This is a genomic window from Crossiella sp. CA-258035 (assembly GCF_030064675.1).
Classification (GTDB): domain Bacteria; phylum Actinomycetota; class Actinomycetes; order Mycobacteriales; family Pseudonocardiaceae; genus Crossiella.
The window spans coordinates 7186080-7206619 of record NZ_CP116413.1 but is presented as its reverse complement, the minus strand read 5'-3'; the positions used below and the strand labels follow the sequence as shown (position 1 = coordinate 7206619).

The following is a 20540-nucleotide window of genomic DNA, read 5'->3' as shown; positions in this document are numbered from 1 at the left end:
ACCACAACGCTCAGTAGCGAGGCGGCGACAAAAGGGAACACCCGAACGTTCGCTTGACGCACAGTTCTTCATCTTGCCGGAACAAGGGGGACAAGTTCCCGTATCGGTACCGTGATCGATGCAGCCGCGAGCTAAGCTCCTAGACCGTGAGCCGACGAGCGAAGATCGTCTGTACGATGGGGCCCGCTACGGGGACCCCTGAGAAGGTGCGCGACCTGGTTGCCGCTGGCATGGACGTCGCCCGGCTGAACTTCAGTCACGGCACCCATGCCGACCACAAGCAGATCTACGACATCGTGCGCCAGGCCAGTGACGAGGCCGGCAAGGCGGTCGGCATCATGGCCGACCTGCAGGGACCCAAGATCAGGCTCGGGCGTTTCGCCAACGGGCCGGTCGAATGGCGCACCGGTGACCGGGTGCGCATCACGGTCGAGGACATCGCGGGCACCCACGACCGCGTCTCCACCACCTACAAGGGGCTGGCCGAGGACGCCAAGCCGGGCGACCGCATGCTGGTCGACGACGGCAAGGTCGGGCTGATCGTGGTCGGCGTCGAGGGCCAGGACGTGGTCTGCGACGTGACCGAGGGCGGCACGGTCAGTGACAACAAGGGCATCTCCCTGCCCGGCATGGACGTCTCCGTGCCCGCGCTGAGCGAGAAGGACATCGAGGACCTGGAGTTCGCGCTCAGCCTGCGCGTGGACTTCATCGCCCTGTCCTTCGTGCGCTCGCCCGCCGACATCGACCTGGTGCACCAGGTGATGGACCGGGTCGGCAACGGCCGACTGCCGGTGATCGCCAAGCTGGAGAAGCCGGAGGCGGTCGACAACCTCGAAGCCGTCGTGCTGGCCTTCGACGGCATCATGGTGGCCCGCGGCGACCTGGGCGTGGAGTTGCCGCTGGAGCACGTGCCGGTGGTGCAGAAGCGGGCGGTGCAGATCGCGCGCGAGAACGCCAAGCCGGTCATCGTGGCCACCCAGATGCTCGACTCGATGATCCAGAACTCCCGCCCCACCAGGGCGGAGGCCTCCGACGTGGCCAACGCGGTGCTCGACGGCGCGGACGCGGTCATGCTCTCCGGCGAGACCAGCGTCGGCCGCTACCCGATCGAGACCGTGCAGACCATGGCGCGGATCGTCCGGTACGTGGAGACCGAGACCACCACGGACACGGTTCCGCCGCTGACGCACGTGCCCAGGACCAAGCGCGGCGTGATCTCCTACGCCGCCCGCGACATCGGCGAGCGCCTCAACGCCAAGGCCCTGGTCGCCTTCACCCAGTCCGGTGACACGGTGCGGCGGCTGTCCCGCCTGCACACCACGCTGCCGCTGCTGGCCTTCACCCCGGAGGCCGAGGTGCGCAGCCAGCTGTCGCTGAGCTGGGGCGTGGAGACCTTCCTGGTGCCCGAGGTGGACTCCACCGACGCCATGGTCCGCCAGTGCGACCAGGCGATGCTGTCCATCGGCCGGTACCAGGAGGGTGACCTTGTGGTCATCGTCGCAGGTTCCCCGCCCGGGACCGTGGGCTCGACTAACCTCATCCGCGTACACCGCCTGGGTGAAGAGGACCATGCCTGAGTCACTCACCTGGGCCTAGCGCCCGATGGGGAGTGTCTAGACGTGACTGAGGCAGCCCGCGCCGCAGCCGCCGATCCGACCGGGGCCCAGGGAGCGCAGCCCGCGCCCCTGGCCCTGGACGGAGTGCCGCACGGCCAGCCGATCCTCGACCGCCTGGTCGCGCTGCTCGACCTGGAGAAGATCGAGGAGAACATCTTCCGCGGGGTCAGTCCCTCGATCTCGCCGACCAGGGTGTTCGGTGGCCAGGTCGCCGGTCAGGCGCTGGTCGCCGCGGGCCGCACGGTGCCCTCGGAGCGCAAGGTGCACTCGTTGCACGCCTACTTCATCCGCGGCGGCGACCCCAGGGTGCCGATCGTCTACGAGGTGGACCGGATCCGGGACGGCCGCTCCTTCACCACCCGCCGCGTGGTGGCCGTGCAGCACGGCAAGGCGATCTTCTCGCTGTCCGCCTCCTTCCAGGTGGTCGAGGAGGGTCTGGAGCACGCCACCGAGATGCCGAAGGTGGCCGCGCCGGAGACCCTGCCGACCTATGCCGAGCGCACCGCGCCCTACCGCGAGCAGCTCAAGGCGTGGGCGACCATGCCCAGGCCGATCGACGTCCGCTACGTGACCGACCCGCCGTGGGTGTCCAAGGACTCCGGCCCGCGCGAGCAGGCCAACAACCAGGTGTGGATGCGCGCCGACGGCAAGCTGCCCGACGACGACCTGCTGCACGTGTGCCTGCTGGCCTACTGCTCGGACATGACCCTGCTCGACGGGGTGCTGGCCAGGCACGGCCTGAACTGGGGCTCCGACGGCGTGATCGGCGCCAGCCTGGACCACGCGATGTGGTTCCACCGGCCGTTCCGCGCCGACGAGTGGCTGCTCTACGACTGCGTCTCGCCGAGCGCCTCGGGCGGGCGCGGGCTCGCCACCGGCCGGTTCTTCTCGGCCGACGGCCAGCTCGTCGCCACGGTCGTGCAGGAGGGCCTCATGCGGCTGGCGACCGAGTCGCCGCTCTAGATCCGGGACCAGTCCACCGCGAGCTCGTCGCGCTGGCCGAAGCGCACCAGGTGGCTGCCCACCACGTGCTGCATCCGCTCCAGGTTCTCCTCGGAGTCGGCGTGCACGCGCAGGCGCAGGACCCCGGTCTCGGCGGTCAGCTCGGCTTTGCCCGCGCCGAAGGTGAGGTCGCCGCGTTCCTCGGAGAACTCGGCGGCCTCGATCTTGTGCGCGAAGTGCTTGCACAGCTGGGTGAGGTAGCGAGAGGGGCGGTCGGTGCTGACCGCGGCCTCGGCGCTGAGCAGTGGAGTTGTCATGTCCTGAGCATAGCTAAAGACTTGTTAGGTTCACCTTAGTTGTTCAGCCGGGGCTGGACCGGCCGTGCCGCCAGTACCCGACGAAGCCGATGTCCGGCTTGGCCAGGCCGCGGTCGTTGACCAGGTGCCGGCGCAGCCCGGTGGCCAGCTTCGACTCCCCGGCGACCCAGGCGTAGCAGGGGCCCGGCGGCAGCTCGGCCGCCCGGACGGTGTCCAGCGCGAGCACACCCGGCCGCTGGTGCGGGTCCGTGCGCGCCAGCCAGTGCACTCGAACGCCGGGCGGCGCGGCGAGGTCCGCGCGGATGTCCGCGGCCTCGGGCACCTCCAGGAACACTTGCGCGGTCAGGGTTTCCGGGGCCTGTTCCAGGATCGACAGGGTGGCGGGCAGCGCGCTCTCGTCGGCGACCAGGAGCTGCCACCGCGCGTGCGCGGCGGGCAGGTAGGTGCGGCCGATGTCGAAGATCCCGGCCGGGTCGCCGGGCCGGACCCGCCGCACCCATCGCGACATCGGCGAGTCGCCGTGCACCGCGAACTCGATGTCGATCTCGTCGCGCTCGGGCCGGAAGCGGCGGATGGTCAGGTTGCGCACCCACGGCCTGCGGGTCTTGGGCAGCAGCATGAACTCGGCCAGCCAGGCCTCGCTGGACAGCGTGGGCATCCGCAGGCCGGGCTGCCCTTCGCGCGGGAAGAACAGGCGCACACCCTGGTCGAACCCGGACGGCTCCAGGTGGGCCAGCTCGGGGCCGCCGAGGGTGACGGAGACGAAGTGCGGGCTCAGCGTGGTCCGGCCCAGCACCTCCAGGGTGATCATCTTGCGGGTGTCCGGCTTCTGGACTTTGGGCAACATCACCGCACCAATCGGGGTATTCGCAGTTCAGGGCGCTATTATGAGCAATAACTCAGTTCGTGGTCTACTCGCTTTCGCCCCGTCGACCAGGAGGTGCCATGACGTCGGAGCGGCGCCGTCTCCACCCGCGCAAACAGCCCCGCCAGGCCAGGGCCGAAATGACCCGGCAGCGGATCCTCACCGCGGCTGCTCAGGTTTTCGCCGAACACGGCTACGCCGCGGGCACCACGAACCGGATCGCCGAGCGCGCCCGGATCTCCATCGGCTCGCTGTACCAGTACTACCCGAACAAGGACGCGATCCTGCTGGAGCTGGTGAGCAGGCACCTGGACGCCGGGATCACCGCCACCCGGCTGAGCAAGCAGGCCGAGCTGCCGGAGTCGATCGAGGAGATCCTCCGGCTGTTCGTGCGCACCGCGATCGAGAACCACCGCGAGGACCCGCAGTTGCTCAGGGTGATGTTCGAGCAGGCGCCCCGCTCGCCGGAGCTGCTGGCCAAGATCGAGCGGCAGGAGCGGGACCTGGTCGCCTTCGCCCGCGACCTGCTCGACCGGCACCCCGAGGTCACGGTCGCCGACACCGGGACCGCGGCCAGGCTGGTGGTCTCCACGGTGGAACTGGTGGTGCACCAGCAGATCGGCGCGCCCAGCCCGATCGACCTGGACCGCCTGGAGCGCGAGCTGGTGGCCATGCTCACCCGCTACCTCACCGCGGGCTAGCCACCATCGCGACCTTCGGCCGGGACAACGCCAGTGCGGGCAGCGTCGCCGCGGCCGCCAGCACCGCGAGACCCAGGCCCAGCCGCATGCCGGCGAGCGCGTAGCCGCTGGCCGCCCACAGCGTGGTGGCCAGCGCCGGACCGAGCGCGAACCCGATGCTGCGGGCCAGCTGGATGGTCGCCGCGGTGGTCGCGATCCGGCTGCGCGGCGCGGCCCCCATCGCCAGGGACTGCACCGGACCGCCGTAGAGGCCCATGCCCAGCCCGGCCGCGAACAGCCGCCAGGCCAGGTCGACCGGTTGCCAGGACTCGGAAAGCGGCAGCACCAGCAGCAGTCCGGCGGCCACCACGGCCACGCCGAGCAGGCCGGTGCGGCGGGCGCCCCAGCGGTCGCCGAGCAGTCCGCCCAGCGGTCCGGCCAGCACCATGCCCACCGGGAAGGCCAGCACGGTCAGCCCGGTGGTGGCGGCGTCGACGTGCAGCACCCGTTGCAGGTAGAAGGGCAGGACCAGGTTCATCGCGGCGAAGGCCAGGCCGATGCCCAGCAAGGTCAGGTGCGGACCGGCCATGCCGGGGCGGCGCACCAGCTCCAGCACCTCGGCACTGGTGGACCGCCTGCGCCACAACAGGAACAGCGGCACCGCGAGCAGCAGCAGGCCGAGCCAGGGCAGGCCGTCGGTGGCCGCGAAGCTCACCCCGAGCAGCACCGCGCTCACCGCGCCCGCGACCAGCGCGGCCTCGGTCAGCCAGCTCCGGTCCGGCCAGCACAGCGGGCGCCCGGCCGGGATGGCGCGCAGGCCGATTCCCAGCACCAACAAGCAAATGGGCACGTTCAGCAGGAACACCGCGGGCCAGCCGGAGGACTCCAGCAGCAGGCCGCCGAGCGCCGGACCGGTCAGCGCGCCCAGCGGGCCCAGCGTGGCCAGCACGCTCATCGCCCGCGCCCTGGCCTCCGGCCGGACCGCGCGGCTGGCCAGCGCCGGGGTCAGCGCGAGCATCAGCGCGCCGAAGCAGCCCTGCAAGACGCGCACCGGCACCAGCACCGCGAACTCACCGGCGGCCGCGGCGGCCACGCTGGTCAGCGCGAACCCGCCGACCGCCAGCGCCAGCGCGGGCCGGGGGCCGACCAGGTCCAGCCAGCGGCCGCTGGGCAGCACCAGCGCGATCAACGGCAGCTGATAGGCGAGCACGATCCATTGCGCCGCGCTGGGCGGCACGCCAAATTCGTGTTGCATCGTCGGTAACGCGATGTTCACACTGTTCATCGTCAACAGCGAGGTGAACGCGACCATTCCGGCGGCGAACACCAACGACCATTGATTGCGCTGGCGAATTTCCGACATCAATCAGGCCACGTGCCTGCGGTCTGCCGCGCTCGCGGTGCCGGGCCGTCCCCGTTTCAGCTGGGGAATATCAGTAACCGGAAACAAACCAGGCGGAATGTCGTAGTCCTCGTCCTCGACCAGGTCCGCGGGCGCGGGCCGGTGCCGGGAGTCGCCGAAGCGGGCCAGCAGCACGATCAGCACCAGCCCGGCCAGCGCCACCAGGTGCGCGGCCACCCTGGTCGGCGCCACCCCGCCGCGCAGCAGGTCCAGCAGGCTCACCCCGAACAGCACCACCACGAACGTGGCCAGCACCGGGACCAGCCCGGCCACCTGCCGGGTGCGCAGCGCCGCCCAGCCGAAGGCCACCCCGAGCGCCAGGTTCCAGGCCGCGCTCTCGTGCGAGAGGTGGGTGGCGCCCGCGGCCAGCAGTCCCGCGCCGTGGTGGTCGCCGCCGCCGGGGCTGAGGAAGACCGACATGGCCAGCGTGACCTGGGTGATGCCGAGCAGGCCCAGCGCCCAGCGCAGCACCGCGACCAGGCTCACCCTGCGCCGCGGCGCGGCCTCGGCGAGCACGGCGGCGACCAGGTCCGGTCCGGCCTCGGCCACCCCGGTCCTGGCCAGCCTGGTGATCCGCGCCGCCCGCTCGTACCAGGCAGAACAGTCCTCACAGGTGTCCAGGTGCGCGTCCAGCCGCGCCGTCGGCGGCGGCTCCTCGCCGTCCAGCCGCGCGGAGAGCAGCTCCTGGTACTTCGTGCAGTCCACGTCTTTCAAGGTCGGACTGAACCCTCGTCCAGTTCCCTCCGTTCCCCTGATCGTGGTTAGAGTTCCGGCCATGGCCGATGACACCCAGATCACCGAGTGGGCGCTGGCCGCCGGCCGGGGCGACCAGGTCGCGGCCGCATCCTTCATCCGGGCCACCCAGCGCGAGGTCTGGCGGTTCCTGGTGCACCTGGCCGGCCGCGAGGAGGCCGAGGACCTGACCCAGGAGACCTTTGTCAGGGCGCTGCGCAGCGTGCACCGCTTCGCCGGCCGCAGCCACGCCCGCACCTGGCTGCTCTCCATCGCCCGCCGGGTCGCGGTGGACCAGATCCGCTCGGCGATGGCCCGGCCGCGGATCTCCGGCGGGGTCGACTGGCAGGACAGCGCCGAGCGCGCCACCCCGGTCACGCCGGGGGTGGACGAGGCGGTGGCTTTGCAGCTGGCCGTGCGTGAGCTGGGCGAGGACCAGCGGGCCGCGTTCGTGCTGACGCAGGTCATCGGCCTTGGCTACGCCGAGGCGGCCGAGGTGTGCGGCTGCCCGGTGGGCACCATCCGGTCGAGGGTGGCCAGGGCCCGCCAGGAGCTGGTGCAGGCGCTGGGCGAGGGCCCGCGCCGCTCCGCCGCCAGCGAGTGACGGGCTGGCCGAAGCCGGGCGTGAGTCTGGGGTTTGTCCGGTTCTTCCTGCTGGCCGGGTAATTCCGTGACCCGTTCAAGCTGAGACCTGTTTGACATCTGCCGATCCAGGCCCTTTGACGGGTTGTGGCTGACGCGTTCCCCTGAACAGCCCGGATGCCCGAAAGTACCTATCCAAAAGGCTGCTCCTGGCCTGGTTTGTTGAGCCGTCAAACCAACGAGGGGCAAGTTTTCAAGCAGCGATACGAGATTTTGAAGCAGGCACCCGGCAGTTCTGGCCGCTGCTAGGTTCCAGTAACGGATTCCCGGGCAAAGTTTTCGTGCTACCAAAGAGCCACGCCTGCTCCGTTCGACCACTACGCGGTATGTGCCCTCCTCCTCCAAGGGCACCTGCCGCCGAATGGCGCAGGCCGGACCGTGAGTACCGGCACAACAGAGCCGCGGAACTCGCCCGGGGTCGCCACCGACCCTGGTTAAGGACATGAGGAGGAGCTGTGCCGTTTTCAGATCACTCGCCGCGCCCCAGGGAACCGGTCTTCCTGCACACGAGGGACTTCAAACGCGACCCGTACCCGGTCTACGCGCGGCTGCGCGAGCAGGGCCCGGTGCACCGGGTCGCCTTCCCCAGCGGTGTGGTGGGCTGGCTGGTGACCGGCTACGACGCGGCCGTGTCCGCACTGGCCGACCCGCGCCTGTCCAAGGACCACCGGCACGGTGGCGAGCAGTGGCGCAGGCTCTCGGCCAGCATGCCGGAGCCGTACCACGGCCGGTTGCAGGCGCACCTGCTGCACCAGGACCCGCCCGCGCACACCAGGATGCGCAGGCACGTCACCGACTCCTTCTCCCCGCGCCGGATGGCCGCACTGCGGGCGAAGGTCGAGGAGATCGCCGAGTCGCTGCTGGACGACGTGGTGGCGCAGGTGCGCAGGGGCGGCAGCGCGGACCTGGTCGAGCACTTCGCCGCGGAGTTCCCGTTCCTGGCGCTGAGCGAGGTGCTGGGCATCGACGCGGACTTCCGGGCCCGGTTCCGCCCGGAGTGGCGCAAGGTGGTCGCCCCGGTGGGACCGAACGAGCCCGGCAGGCCGGCGTACCTGGCACTACTGGAGGGGTGCCAGGACTACATCGCCGAACTGGTGGCGCACAAGCGGAAACACCCGGCCGACGACCTGCTCTCCGCGCTGGTGCGGGCCAACGAGGCCGGTGACCTGGCCGACCACGAGCTCAGCTCGATGATCTTCCAGTTGTTCGCCGCCGGGCAGGAGCCGGTGACCAACCAGATCACCACCATGACGGTGGCCCTGCTGGACCACCCCGCGGAGTTCGCGGAGCTGGCCCGGCGCCCGGAGCTGCTGCCGGGCGCGGTGGAGGAGCTGTTCCGCTACGACGGCTCGTTCGAGATCACCACCTGGCGCTTCTTCCGCGAGGACAGCGAGCTGCACGGGGTGCCGATCCCGGCGGGCGAGTCGGTGATCGTCTCCCTGGGCGCGGCCAACCGGGACGGGCGGCGCTTCGCCGACCCGGACCGGCTGGACTTCACCCGCTCGCCCAACCCGCACCTGGCCTTCGGGCACGGCATCCACTTCTGTCCCGGCGCGGCACTGGCCAGGATCCAGGGCCAGACCGCGATCTCCGCGCTGGTCCGCCGCCTGCCGGGGCTGCGCCTCGCGGTGCCCGCGGCGGACCTGGAATGGATCCAGGCGGTGCTGGGCCGAGGGGTGGCCCGGCTGCCGGTGACCTTCGAGCACGCGCGGGCCCAGCCCGCACTCGCCTGAACTGAGTGAACCCGCCGGGGCCGTGACCCCCGGTTGTCCCGTCCGAGAACCACATTCCCGTCCCCGCCGGGCGCGCACCCGGCGCGATGGGCGCTGCACGCTGCACTGGAGGCACGCCATGAGTCCCACCACAACAACCCTCTCCGCGGCAGGCTCCGACCACGCCTTAGCCGTGGCGGAGACCTGCGAGTCGATCCTGCGGATCCTGTTGCCGTACCGGCGCGCGGAGGCCGACGACACCTATGCCGACGGCGAGGTCCGCACCGCCTTCGCCGACCAGCTCTGCCAGTTGCGCGAGTTCGTCAGCGCGGGGGAGCCGATCGTGTTCACCCTGCCCGCGTTCCCGTGCAAGTCGCCCAACAACGACAAGGTGTTCGGCCACCTGCCGGACCTGGGCGAGCTGCTCTCGCTGCGGTTCCTGCACGGGCTGACCGAGCGGGTCCGCGAGGTCTACCCGCCCGGCGCGCGGATGCTGATCTGCTCCGACGGGCACGTCTTCGGCGACCTGATCAAGGTGCCGGACCACCACATCGACGAGTACGCCGAGACGCTGCGCCAGATGATCACCTGGGGCGGCTTCGACTCGATCGACACCTTCAGCCTGGAGAACGTCTACGGACAGGCCAGCTTCGAGGAGAAGCGGCGGATCCTGACCGAGGAGTTCGCCGAACCGGAGGAGTCGCTGCGCGAGGAGGTCCGCGCCGGTGGCAAGGCGTTGCGGCTGTACCGGGGGATCACCCGGTTCCTGGTGGAGGACGCCGGTGACTTCGAGGGCACCAAGTCGGCGTTGCAGCGGGAGTGCCGTCAGCGCGCCTACGGGGTGATCCAGCGCAGCCGGGCCTGGGGCGACCTGATCGCCAAGTACCACGCCAAGCAGGTCCGGCTGTCCATCCACCCGCAGCCGGTGGGCGGGCCCAAGTTCGGCATCATGCTGCTCGGCTCGCCGGACTGCTGGCTGACCCCGTGGCACTCGGTGGCCGTGCAGCACCGAGGGGAGCGCAACTACACCCTGATGAAGCGGATCGACGCGGCCAAGATCGGCGAGCCGGTGTGGCTCAACGGCCGTCCGTCGCACTACGTCGCGGTGTCCGCCTGATCTCCCCGGCCACGCCGGCCAGGCGGTCGTGCTCGCTGTTCCCGGCGTCGGTCGCCACCTTCCACCGGTGGCCGTCCGCGGTGCGGTGGCAGCCCACCTCGACGTCCACCACCCCGGCCGAGTCGTCGATGCGGTAGCCACAGCGTTGTAGCGCCCGCCGGGTCCACACCTCGGCCAGCTCCGCACCCGCGCCGGTGATCCGCGCCGTGCCGTGCACCTCGGCGCGCACCTGGAAACCGCCGGCCAGCGGGTCGAAGGTGTGGTCGCGGCCGCCGAAGGCCCGTTCCAGGACACCGTCCAGGACCAGGTCCTCCGGCGCGCCCGCGACCACCCCGCCGCCGGGCAGCACCAGCCAGATGACGTCGGCGTTGCGCAGGGCCAGTTCCACGTCGTGGGTGGAGAGCAGGACCGCCAGGTCGGTGGCCCGGCCGAGGCCGCGCAGCATCGCGGTCAGCTCGGCCCGCCTCGGCGCGTCCAGGAACGCGGTGGGCTCGTCCAGCAGCAGCACGGCGGGCTGTTGGGCGAGCGCCCGGGCGACCATCAGCCGCTGCCGCTCGCCGTCGCTGAGCTCGTCCAGCAGCCGCTCGGCCAGCGACTCCGCGCCGGTGAGCCGAAGTGCTTCCCGCACCACGGTTTCGTCCTCGGCGCTGAGCTTGCCGGACCAGCCGGTGTAGGGCGCGCGGCCCAGCTCGACCAGGTCGATCCCGCGCAGGTTGCCGACCTGGACCCGGGTGGTGAGCACCACGGCCAGCCGCCGCGCACGCTCCACTCTGGACAGTGCGGTGAGCGGAACCCCGGTCAGCTCGACCGATCCGGCCAGTGGCGGCTGCATCCCGGCCAGGGTGCGCATCAGGGTGGACTTGCCGGTGCCGTTGACCCCGAGCAGGCAGACCAGCTCGCCCGCGCGCAGGCCGAGGTCGACCCCGGAGAGCACGGTCCGGCTCCGCCGCCTGGCCCGGTAGCCGACGGCGAGGTCGTTGGCGCGCAACACTTCCGCGCCCATCACACCTCCAGCCCTCGACCACGGCCCAGGCGCACCAGCACCCAGGTGACCACCGGCGCGCCCAGCAGTGCGAGGGTGGTGTTCAGCGGCAGCACCGCCTCGCTGCCGGGCAGCTGGGTGAGGATGCTCGCGGCCACCGCGATGGTGGCGCCGAGCACGGCCGCGCCGGGGATCAGGTAGCGGTGGTCGGCGGTGCGCAGCAGGCCGCGGGCCAGGTGCGGGGCGGCGATGCCGAGGAAGGCGATCGGCCCGGCGTGCGCGGTGACCGCCCCGGCCAGCAGTGCGGCCCCGGCCATCAGCGTCCAGCGGAAGGCCCGCACGGAGACCCCGAGCGAGGCGGCGTAGCTCTCGCCGAGCAGGAACAGGTTGAGCCGCTTGACCGAGAGCACCGCGAGTGCCAGTCCGGCCAGCACCATCCCGGCCAGCACCGGCAGCGCCTGCCAGGTGACGCTCTGGAAGCTGCCCGCGCTCCAGTCGGTGAAGGTCTTCACCGCCTCGGGCTGGGCGTAGTAGACCAGCATGTCGACCATGGCCAGCACGAAGGCGTTCACCATCACGCCGATCACGATCACGATCACCGTGCTCCGGATCAGCGCGGCGACCAGCAGCATCACCGCCATCACCGCGGCCGCGCCCAGTGCGGCCGCGGCCACCGTGCCGATTCCCTCCACTGTGGACAGTGCGACGCCGCCGGTGAGCGCGCTGCCGCCGCCGAGCAGCACCAGGCTGACACCGAAGCTGGCCCCGGCGTTGACGCCCAGCAGGTGCGGGTCCGCGAGGGGGTTGCGGAACAGGGTCTGCATCTTCAGCCCGGCCACCCCGAGCGCGGCCCCGGCCAGCAGCGCGGTGATCGCGCGCGGGATGCGGATCTCGGTGACGATGAACGCCCAGGACGGGCTTTCCGTTGGCTGGCCGAGGATCGCGCGCACCACGTCGGACACCGGGATGCGCACCGAGCCGAGGCTGACCGCGAGCACGGCGAGCAGGAGGGCGACGCCGCCGAGACCGCCCAGCAGCGCCACTCGCCACCCAGCCCGAACGGGAATGCGGGCTGGCCGGTGCGGTGCCGTGGGTGGGGTGTCGGTGCCCGGCAGCGTCGCCTGGGTCATCAGCCGGCCTCGATCCGGCGCAGGAAGCTCAGCTGGTGACCGGGCAGCAGGTCCGGGTGCAGCACGCTGACCAGGTCGGCCAGCAGCTTGTCCGGGTTGACCAGGCCGGCGGCCGCGTACACCCTCGGGTCGGCCCGGTCGATGCCCTTTCCACTGGTCAGCGCGGTGATCCGGCTCAGCCGTGGCTCGCCTTCGAGGATCTTCTTCACGGTGGCGCCCTTGCCGACGAAGTCCGGCCGGAACCAGAACTCCGCGCTCGCGCCGCGCTCGATCATGATCTCCATCGGCAGCCGCTGCAGGGCCTTGCCGGGCAGGTCGAACACGGTGCGGCCGCCGGCGTCGCGGACCAGGGTCGGTTCCAGGTAGTCGTTCTGCGGGGCCAGGAAGTCCCGGCCGTGCCCGTTGATGCCGACCAGCACGGCCGGTTTCGCCGGTGCCGCGGCGGCTTTCGCGGTCAGCTCGCGGTAGCGGAACTCGACCGCGGTGTAGTGCGCGGTGGCCTTGGCCTCGCCGTTGGTGAACAGGGACAGGAACTTCACCGCTTCCGCGCTGCCCAGCGGGGTCTCGTTGAACGGGTCGTAGAAGACCACGCCCACCCCGCCCTGGCCGAGCTTGTCGAAGCGCGCCTTGTCCCCGCTGGCGGCGAACATCACCTGCGGGCCCAGGTTGAGCACCCGTTCGGTGTCCAGCTTGTCGCCGTGCCCGACGCCGACCGCGGTCTTGTCCGTGATCCGCTTGCTGACCTGCGGCAGGTGCTTGTCCGCGGTCTCCGCGCCGGGGAACTCGCCGTACCCGGCCAGCACCTCGGGGGCGAGCACCTCGAACGCGCCGAGCAGGGTGGCCGGGTTGTCGATGGCCTTGCGCACCGGCACCCGGATCGCGGTGGCCCCGGCCAGCTCGCCGGTCAGCTCGGGCGCGGGGGTGCCGCACTGGTAGAGCACGTAGGAGCGCGGCGCGGTGTCGGTCTGCTCCAGGCTGGTCTTGGGCCCGGCGTTGACCTTGAGCAGCTTGTAGTTCTGCCGGTACCCCACCTGCCACTGCTTGGAGACCTGCGCGCTGACCTTGTCCGGGAAGTAGTCCCGGCCCGGTTCGTGGTTGCGCGCGCACCCGGCGTCCCCGCTCTCGGCCGCCGGTGCGCCCGCGCAGGCGCTCAACAGCAGCAGGCCGGCGGCCAGCGCGAGGGTGGTGCGGGTCATCGGTGACTCCTGAACGTGCGTGATCGGCTCTCGATGGTGATAGTCGGGCCGCGACCGGATTCAGTTCCCGCCGAGTTCACCGGGAAGTGTCCGCATGTCGACGCACTGTGACGCGGAACGCAGCCGTCACCGGTCCGGGCGTCACATGCGCTATTCCTCCGGCCAGGTCAGCGGTGTAAGGATGCGGGCATGCCCGTGCGAGTCAGAGCCGACCTTGCCGCGATGCCCGACTACGTTCCCGGCCGGAAGATCGCCGGGGCGATCAACCTGGCCAGCAACGAGGTGTCCTACCCGCCGCCAGCCGCGATCGTGGCCGCGGTCAGCGAGGCGGCCGCCTCGGTGCACCGCTATCCGGCGATGGGCAGCGAGGACCTGATCACCCGGGTGGCCGAGTCCTTCGGGGTGGACACCGCGCAGGTCGCGATCGGCTGCGGCTCGGTGGCGCTGTGCCAGCAGCTGGTGCAGGCGCTGTGCACGGCACAGGACGAGGTGCTCTTCGCCTGGCGCTCCTTCGAGGCATACCCGATCGTCACCCAGGTGGTCGGCGCGACCCGGCACACCGTGCCGCTGGCCCCCGGCTACCGGCACGACCTGGCCGCCACCCTGGAGGCGATCAACGAGCGCACCCGGCTGATCTTCGTCAGCAACCCGCTGAACCCGACCGGCACCGCGCTGCGCCGGGACGAGCTGGTCGACTTCCTGGACCGGGTGCCCGAGGACGTGCTGGTGGTGCTGGACGAGGCCTACCGCGAGTTCGTCACCGACCCCGACGTGCCGGACGGCCTGGAGCTGGCCCGCGGCAGGCAGAACGTGGCCGTGCTGCGCACCTTCTCCAAGGCCTACGGGCTGGCCGGGTCCAGGGTGGGCTTCTGCGTGGCCTCGCCGGAGATCGCCGGCGGGGTGCGCAAGGTGGCGATCCCGTTCTCGGTCAACCGGTTCGCGCACGCGGCCGCGCTCGCCTCGCTGGATGTCCAGGACGAGCTGATGGAGCGGTGCCGGCTGATCGCGGCGGAGCGGGACCGGGTCAGGGACGAGCTGATCAAGATCGGTTTCGACGTGCCGGAGTCCCAGGCCAACTTCGTCTGGCTGCCGCTGGCCGAGCGCGCGACCGCGTTCAACGAGCACTGCGTGGAGCAGAAGGTGGTGCTGCGCTGCTTCGCCGGCGACGGCGTGCGGGTCACCATCGGCACCCCGGAGGAGAACGAGGCGATGCTCGCCGCGGCCCGCAGCTTCCCGGGCTGAGCCGGTGCGGGTCCTGCGCGGCAGCGCCGAGCCACTGGCGCGGCGCTACCGGACCGCGCTGCTGGACCTCGACGGCGTGGTCTACCGCGGCTCGGTCGCGGTCGAGCACGCTGCCGAGGCCCTGACACAAGCGCGCCGGCACGCCCTGCGGACCCTGTTCGTCACCAACAACGCCTCCCGCACCCCGGTCGAGGTGGCCACCCTGATCAGCGGTTTCGGCCTGCCGGTCGCACCGGAAGAGGTGGTCACCTCCGCCCAGGCCGCGGCCAGGCTGGCCGCCGAGCAGGTCCCGCCGGGCTCCCCGGTGCTGATCGTCGGCGGCCCCTCGCTGGAGCTCGCACTGGCCGAGGTCGGCCTGCGCCCGGTCCGCTCGGCCGGGGACGACCCGGCCGCGGTGGTCCAGGGCTTCGCCCCCGACGTGGACTGGCGCCAGCTGGCGGAGGCCTCCTACGCGGTGGCCCGCGGCATCCCGTGGATCGTGTCCAACATGGACCTGGCGGTCCCGCGCGAGGGCGGCATCGCCCCCGGCAACGGCGCGCTGGCCACCGCGGTCCGCCTGGCCACCGGCAAGGAACCCCTGGTCGCGGGCAAACCGCAACGGGCCATCTTCACCGAGTCCATCCGCCGCAGCGAACCCCCGCACCTGGTCGTCGGCGACGGCCTGATCACCGACATCGAGGGCGCCAACGCCAGCGGGCTGGACAGCCTGCTGGTCCTCACCGGCGTCACCACCGTCCGCGCCCTGGCCACGGCCCCACCACAACACCGCCCCACCTACCTGGCCGCTGACCTGCGCGGCCTCCTGTTGCCGCACAACGACCTCACCACCACCGGCACCACCGTCCACTGTGGAGCGTGGACCGCCGGGCCAGCCCACGGCGAACTGGTGCTCACCACCACCAACCCGGCCAACCACACCGACGGCGCCCGCGCCCTGTGCGCCGCAGCCTGGCTCGCCGCGGACTCCACAATGGACTGCGCACTGGACAACGCCCTGGCCTACTGGACCGCGCTGGGCACGGACAGCCAGGCGGCCTGAGCCGTTCGAGTGTCACCCAGGTCACCTCCGAGCGGAGTTCGGCCAAACCCCACCACGGCCTCCCGCGGCCTTGCTACGTTCGCAGCGCGCTGGGGGGCGACTGTTGGGGAATGGGCGAGCGCGAGGGGGAGGGGCCGTCGTGTCGGCGGAGTTCGATTCACTGGTGGCGGAGTTCGAGCGTTTCCAGGAACAAGGCAGAAGAGCAGAGGCCCGCCTGGCGGCCTACGACGGCATGCGCGAGGAGATAGCCGCGGTCGAAGCCGTGGCCACCTCACCCGACCGGGGCGTGGTCGTCACCGCAGGCCCAGGCGGCGCGATCCGCGACATCCAGTTCACCGAGGAAGCCCTCCGCCGAGGCCCACAAGCCCTCTCCGCCACGGTCATGGCCACCGTGCAGGCGGCCGTGGCCGAAGGCGCCCGCCGCCAAGCCGAGACCGTCCAACGCTACGTGGGTGACGACCTCGACATCCTGGACCAGGTCCTGGAAACCCAAGCCGAGCTGCTGGGCGTCCCAGTCGAGGAACTCCGATCGGCCACCAGCCCCGCCCCCGTCCCGCGGGCACTGCCGACAAGGCCGGTGACATCGCCGGGCTGCTCCAGATCTCCAGCATGCTGGTGAAGGTCGCGGAGGAGTTCATCAAGGGCCTGCTGGCCGACCTGATCGAATGGTTGGTCATTACCTGGCTGGTCGCCCTGGCCACCGCGAAGATCACCCTGGGCGGGTCCACCGCTGTGGCCGGTGCGGTGACCACCTACAAGGTGGCCAGCACAACCGTGAAGACGACCCAGAAGGTCAGCCGCCTCACCAAGCTGCTCAACAAGATCAAGGAACTGATCGCCAAGCTCCAGCGCTGGCTCCGCGAGTCCAGGACCGGTCAGAAGTTCATGGACACCTCGACCGGTAAGGGCGGCAAGACCCTGGACAGGACCCAGACCTCGGCCCTGGAAAAGGCCAAGAAGGGACTGGAGGACAACAAGAACAAAGAGACGAAGGATCAGCGCGAGCTCACCAGGGACGAATGGCGGGACACGTTGGAGCGGGTCAGCCCATCCACCTGGGAGCAGGTGAAGTCCGGTAGCGGGCAGAAGTTGAAGGATTCGCTTGCAGAACAGGGCAAGAAGCTCGTCGGAATGGAGGGCGTCAAGACCGGGAAGTGGGATGAGGCGAACGGCAAGTGGGAGGAGAAGCCGGACCCGGCGAAGGGGATCGGCAAGGCTGCCGGCTACGCCAAGGACATCAAGAAGTCACTGGAGAACGAGCAGGCCACCGGCCGGGACCAGGCCGATGACGAGACCCGGCGGGACCTCGGCCTGTGAGCGACACACTGTACTTGCTGCTGGCGGTGGTGGTCGGTGGTTCTCCGGTGGTCGTCCCCCTGGGGTGGCTGGTCCTGCACGAGATCCGGGTGGGGGCTTTTCGCTCGTTCCAACTGGACTGGCTGGCGAAGAAACACGGTTGGCGGCACAAGATCTCGGGAAAGCGGTGGGGCCGGGACCTGGAAACCGTTCGTTTCTCCGGCACGTACCGGGGATACCGGTTCCGGGTTGTGGAGAAGCGCGACTCCGACGGTGACGGCGGGGAGTCGTACCGCACCACGCTGGAGTTGTACGGCTTCGAGCACCTGCCGGCCTGCGGTATCGAGCACAAGCGGTTCCTGTTCCGGGTTCGGGTGTACGCCGAGGATCCTCGGTTGCGTGCTGGGGAGGGACTGCGGTGGTGGATGCTCCGCCGTCCGGTCATCGGGGGCGATGTCCACGTCGGCGACGGCGTGCTGGAGACCACCTGGGGGTACCCGGTGCACGGGGGCGTGTTCCGCCGCAAGTTCGGTCTACTGCTGGGAGTGGCCAAGCGACTGGAAGAGGTGACGGGTGCCCGCCCGCCTGACCGTCCGACCGGGAAGTGAGAGCGCGCCCATCCCGGCAACCGGCCCCAACCCCGTACCGCCAACCGGATCAGCCCAGATCATCACCTGATCCCAGTGGTCCAGACCTATTGACGATGATGGTCTGGACCTCTTACCTTTCGGTCACCCTGCACCACTGTGACCGCGCGCACGCGCACACAGCCGCCTCCGCCGCCGCTGTCCCCTGGAGGTGAACCGTGATCAGGAAGGTGCCGCTTTTCGCCGCCCTGGTTGCCTTGCTGGCGAGTTTGATGTTCGTCGCGGTGCGGAGTCCGGAGTCGCGGGCCGAGGTGCCTGACACCGCGGCCAACGAGGACTGCCGTCCCGACGGGCTCTACCGCACGCCGAACGTGAACGTCCCCTACTGCCTGGCCTACGACGCCGAGGGCCGGGAGAAGATGGGCGCGGACCACCCGCGCCGGATCATCGGCTACTTCACCAGCTGGCGCACCGGCAAGAACGGCCAGCCCGCCTACCTGGCCAAGGACATTCCCTGGACCAAGGTCACCCACCTCAACTACGCCTTCGCGCACATCGGCGCGGACAACAAGGCGTCGGTGGGCTCCGCCGGTTCGAACAACGCCTCGATCGGCATGGAGTGGCCAGGAGTGGCCGGGGCGGAGATGGATCCGTCGTTGCCGTACAAGGGGCACTTCAACCTGCTCAACAAGTACAAGAAGCAGTACCCCGACGTGAAGTCGCTGATCTCCATCGGGGGCTGGGCGGAGACCGGCGGGTTCATCGACGACAGTGGCAACCGGGTTGCCAGCGGCGGTTTCTACACCATGACCGACTCGCAGTCGACGATCAACACCTTCGCCGACTCGGTGGTGGACCTGGTGCGCCGCTACGGTTTCAACGGCGCGGACATCGACTACGAGTACTCGACCTCCATGCCGAACTCGGGCAACCCGCTCGACTTCTCCTTCTCCAACCCGCGCCGGGCCAAGCTGATGGCCGGGTACACCGCGCTGATGAAGACGCTGCGGGAGAAGCTGGACGCGGCTTCGGCCGCCGACGGCAAGTACTACCTGCTGACCGTGGCCGCGCCCTCCTCCGGCTACATGCTGCGCGGCATGGACACCTACCAGGTGGTGCAGTACCTGGACTACGTCAACGTGATGTCCTACGACCTGCACGGCGCGTGGAACCACTTCGTCGGCCCGAACGCCTCGCTCTTCGACGACGGCAAGGACGCCGAACTGGCCGCGGCCAACGTCTACGGCACCCCGCAGTACGGCGGGATCGGCTACCTCAACGGTGACTGGTCCTACCACTACTTCCGCGGCGCCATGCAGGCCGGGCGGATCAACCTCGGTGTGCCGTACTACACCCGCGGCTGGCGCGGGGTCAGCGGTGGCACCAACGGCTTGTGGGGCAAGGCCGCGCTGCCCGACCAGACCAAGTGTCCGGCAGGCACCGGGGGCTCGGTCGGGTCGACCACGCCGTGCGGCAACGGGGCGGTCGGGGTGGACAACCTCTGGCACGACCTGGACACCGCGGGCAAGGAGGTCCCGGCGGGCTCGAACCCCATGTGGCACGCCAAGAACCTGCAGGACGGCAAGCTCGGCAGCTACGCCGCGCAGTACGGCCTGAACCCGGCGGCCAACCCCGACCACGCGATCACCGGCGCGTACACCCGCCACTACGACAGCACCCTGGTCGCGCCCTGGCTGTGGAACGAGCAGAAGAAGGTGTTCCTGTCCACAGAGGACGAACAGTCCATCGCGGCCAAGGCGCAGTACGTGCTCGACCGCGGGCTGGGCGGCATCATGATCTGGGAGCTGGCCGGCGACTACGCCAAGGACACCGCGAAGAACGAGTACTTCATGGGGTCCACGCTGACCACCACGATGTACGACAAGTTCCGCACCGGCTCGGCCTACGGCAACCGCAAGGCCAAGCACACCACCCCGGCGGAAACCCTTGACGTGTCGGTGGAACTGGGCCAGTTCCCGGTCGGCGACGCGAACTACCCGATCAGTCCCAAGGCGAGGATCACCAACCACTCCACGGTGACCATCCCCGGCGGCGCGGACCTCCAGTTCGACTACGGCACCTCGGCCCCGGCCAACATGCAGCAGCAGTCCGGCTGGACGCTCGCGGTGACCCGAACCGACCACAGTGGACCGAACATCGGCGGCCTCAAGGGCGACCTGCACCGGATCTCGCTGAAGCTGCCCGGCTGGCAGAGCCTGGCGCCGGGGGCCAGCGCCGAGGTGGCGATCGTCTACTACCTGCCGATCACCACTCCGTCCAACCTCACGCTGACCTTCGGCGGCAAGACCTACGGGCTCAAGCAGGACCACGCCCGCGGCGCCGGTGGCAGCACTCCCACGAGCACCACCAGCAGCACGACCGGCACCACCACGAGCACGACGACCAGCACCACGACCACGACCACCACTCCGCCCCCGGCCTGTTCGGTGGCGGCCTGGAGCGCTGCCTCGACCTACACCCAGGGCAACGAGGTCTCGCACAAGGGCAAGAAGTGGCGGGCCAAGTGGTGGACCAAGGGCGAGGAGCCCGGGGCCACCGGCGAATGGGGGGTGTGGCAGGACCTCGGCGCCTGCTGAGGCGGCCGAGTGGGTGGGGCGGCCGGAACTCGCACTCCGGCCGCCCCACCCCGGGTTCGAGCTGGCGGGGACAACTCCACCTGGCTCTTCGAGACGGGCAGCATCCGCAGCGGCCTGCTCGCCAGCGGGCCTGCTCAAGAAGCTGAGCGAGCGGACCGTGCCGGACCACCGGCGGTGGCCACCTGCGGGTGCGCACCGCCGACTCACCCCGCTCCGCGCTGAGACCCGAGGTCGACCCCTGCGCGATGACTTTCGGCCTTGGCGCGGGCGTGACCGTCGCTGCCCTTCGCCGCGACCGTGCTCGCCGCGGTCCCGCGCGCCACGCTGGCCGCCACCACCGACGAGGTGGTCGCCGCGAAGAAGACCGAGCTGCTCGGCCGCCGGTAGCAGCCGCGGCAGCCGTTCGGCGGAAAAGCGGCCGGAGCCATTGCCCGCGCGGGGGGTCC

Annotated in this window: 19 protein-coding genes; 12 read left to right on the top strand and 7 right to left on the bottom strand. The window is 70.6% G+C overall.

What is annotated here, in order from left to right:
- The first annotated feature begins 146 nt into the window (after positions 1–146).
- Together pyk and tesB are read left to right on the top strand one after the other, a co-directional pair.
- Complete coding sequence (gene pyk / locus N8J89_RS32330) at positions 147–1577, top strand: pyruvate kinase (RefSeq protein ID WP_283660776.1); 1431 nt, start codon at positions 147–149, stop codon at positions 1575–1577.
- Between the two features lie 42 nt (positions 1578–1619).
- Entirely contained in the window at positions 1620–2579 is a 960-nt protein-coding gene (tesB, locus tag N8J89_RS32325; protein WP_283660775.1) for an acyl-CoA thioesterase II, read from the top strand.
- On the opposite strand, the gene N8J89_RS32320 is transcribed toward tesB, so the two are convergent.
- Both N8J89_RS32320 and N8J89_RS32315 read right to left on the bottom strand, forming a co-directional pair.
- Positions 2576–2875, bottom strand: a complete 300-nt coding sequence (locus N8J89_RS32320) for a DUF2218 domain-containing protein (RefSeq protein ID WP_283660774.1) — start codon at positions 2873–2875, stop codon at positions 2576–2578. The genes tesB and N8J89_RS32320 overlap by 4 nt on opposite strands.
- Before the next feature lie 43 nt (positions 2876–2918).
- Positions 2919–3722, bottom strand: coding sequence for a siderophore-interacting protein (locus tag N8J89_RS32315; RefSeq protein WP_283660773.1), 804 nt, complete (start codon positions 3720–3722; stop codon positions 2919–2921).
- Positions 3723–3820: 98 nt separating this feature from the next.
- On the opposite strand from N8J89_RS32315, the gene N8J89_RS32310 reads away from it, so the two are divergent.
- A complete protein-coding gene (locus tag N8J89_RS32310; RefSeq protein WP_283660772.1) occupies positions 3821–4441 on the top strand; it encodes a TetR/AcrR family transcriptional regulator in 621 nt (206 codons plus the stop codon).
- On the opposite strand, the gene N8J89_RS32305 is transcribed toward N8J89_RS32310, so the two are convergent.
- A complete protein-coding gene (locus tag N8J89_RS32305) occupies positions 4428–5732 on the bottom strand; it encodes an MFS transporter (protein ID WP_283666297.1) in 1305 nt (434 codons plus the stop codon). The genes N8J89_RS32310 and N8J89_RS32305 overlap by 14 nt on opposite strands.
- A 54-nt stretch (positions 5733–5786) precedes the next feature.
- Positions 5787–6527: a zf-HC2 domain-containing protein gene (locus N8J89_RS32300; protein ID WP_283660771.1), complete on the bottom strand. Its 741-nt coding sequence runs from the start codon at positions 6525–6527 to the stop codon at positions 5787–5789.
- Positions 6528–6597: 70 nt separating this feature from the next.
- On the opposite strand from N8J89_RS32300, the gene N8J89_RS32295 reads away from it, so the two are divergent.
- The 3 genes from N8J89_RS32295 (at position 6598) to N8J89_RS32285 (ending at position 10025) form a co-directional block, all read left to right on the top strand.
- The gene (locus N8J89_RS32295) at positions 6598–7158 is read left to right on the top strand and encodes a sigma-70 family RNA polymerase sigma factor (RefSeq protein ID WP_252485418.1); all 561 of its coding nucleotides are present in this window, start codon (positions 6598–6600) and stop codon (positions 7156–7158) included.
- Positions 7159–7651: 493 nt separating this feature from the next.
- Positions 7652–8929, top strand: coding sequence for a cytochrome P450 family protein (locus N8J89_RS32290; RefSeq protein ID WP_283660770.1), 1278 nt, complete (start codon positions 7652–7654; stop codon positions 8927–8929).
- Positions 8930–9047: 118 nt separating this feature from the next.
- Positions 9048–10025: an L-tyrosine/L-tryptophan isonitrile synthase family protein gene (locus tag N8J89_RS32285; protein WP_283660769.1), complete on the top strand. Its 978-nt coding sequence runs from the start codon at positions 9048–9050 to the stop codon at positions 10023–10025.
- Here the strand turns inward: N8J89_RS32285 and N8J89_RS32280 are convergent.
- The 3 genes from N8J89_RS32280 to N8J89_RS32270 are packed head-to-tail and all read right to left on the bottom strand — an operon-like array spanning position 9985 to position 13333.
- Positions 9985–11028 carry an ABC transporter ATP-binding protein gene (locus N8J89_RS32280; RefSeq protein ID WP_283660768.1) on the bottom strand — a complete coding sequence of 348 codons (1044 nt, stop codon included), beginning with the start codon at positions 11026–11028 and terminating at the stop codon, positions 9985–9987. The genes N8J89_RS32285 and N8J89_RS32280 overlap by 41 nt on opposite strands.
- A complete protein-coding gene (locus tag N8J89_RS32275) occupies positions 11028–12137 on the bottom strand; it encodes a FecCD family ABC transporter permease (RefSeq protein ID WP_283660767.1) in 1110 nt (369 codons plus the stop codon). Before N8J89_RS32275 ends, N8J89_RS32280 begins: the two co-directional genes overlap by 1 nt.
- Positions 12137–13333 (bottom strand): ABC transporter substrate-binding protein, encoded by a 1197-nt coding sequence (locus tag N8J89_RS32270; protein ID WP_283660766.1) that lies wholly within the window; start codon positions 13331–13333, stop codon positions 12137–12139. Before N8J89_RS32270 ends, N8J89_RS32275 begins: the two co-directional genes overlap by 1 nt.
- Before the next feature lie 189 nt (positions 13334–13522).
- Here N8J89_RS32270 and hisC point away from each other — a divergent pair, with 189 nt between their 5' ends.
- The 6 genes from hisC to N8J89_RS32240 all read left to right on the top strand — a co-directional run bounded on the left by hisC (position 13523) and on the right by N8J89_RS32240 (position 20094).
- Positions 13523–14575, top strand: coding sequence for a histidinol-phosphate transaminase (gene hisC / locus N8J89_RS32265; RefSeq protein ID WP_283660765.1), 1053 nt, complete (start codon positions 13523–13525; stop codon positions 14573–14575).
- Between the two features lie 4 nt (positions 14576–14579).
- On the top strand, positions 14580–15614 hold the full coding sequence (locus N8J89_RS32260; RefSeq protein WP_283660764.1) for an HAD-IIA family hydrolase: 1035 nt from the start codon (positions 14580–14582) through the stop codon (positions 15612–15614).
- Positions 15615–15753: 139 nt separating this feature from the next.
- A complete protein-coding gene (locus tag N8J89_RS32255) occupies positions 15754–16233 on the top strand; it encodes a YbaB/EbfC family nucleoid-associated protein (protein WP_283660763.1) in 480 nt (159 codons plus the stop codon).
- Entirely contained in the window at positions 16224–16931 is a 708-nt protein-coding gene (locus N8J89_RS32250) for a hypothetical protein (protein WP_283660762.1), read from the top strand. Before N8J89_RS32255 ends, N8J89_RS32250 begins: the two co-directional genes overlap by 10 nt.
- Positions 16928–17518, top strand: coding sequence for a hypothetical protein (locus N8J89_RS32245; protein ID WP_283660761.1), 591 nt, complete (start codon positions 16928–16930; stop codon positions 17516–17518). Before N8J89_RS32250 ends, N8J89_RS32245 begins: the two co-directional genes overlap by 4 nt.
- A 251-nt stretch (positions 17519–17769) precedes the next feature.
- Positions 17770–20094 carry a chitinase C-terminal domain-containing protein gene (locus N8J89_RS32240; RefSeq protein WP_283666296.1) on the top strand — a complete coding sequence of 775 codons (2325 nt, stop codon included), beginning with the start codon at positions 17770–17772 and terminating at the stop codon, positions 20092–20094.
- Positions 20095–20540: the final 446 nt, after the last annotated feature.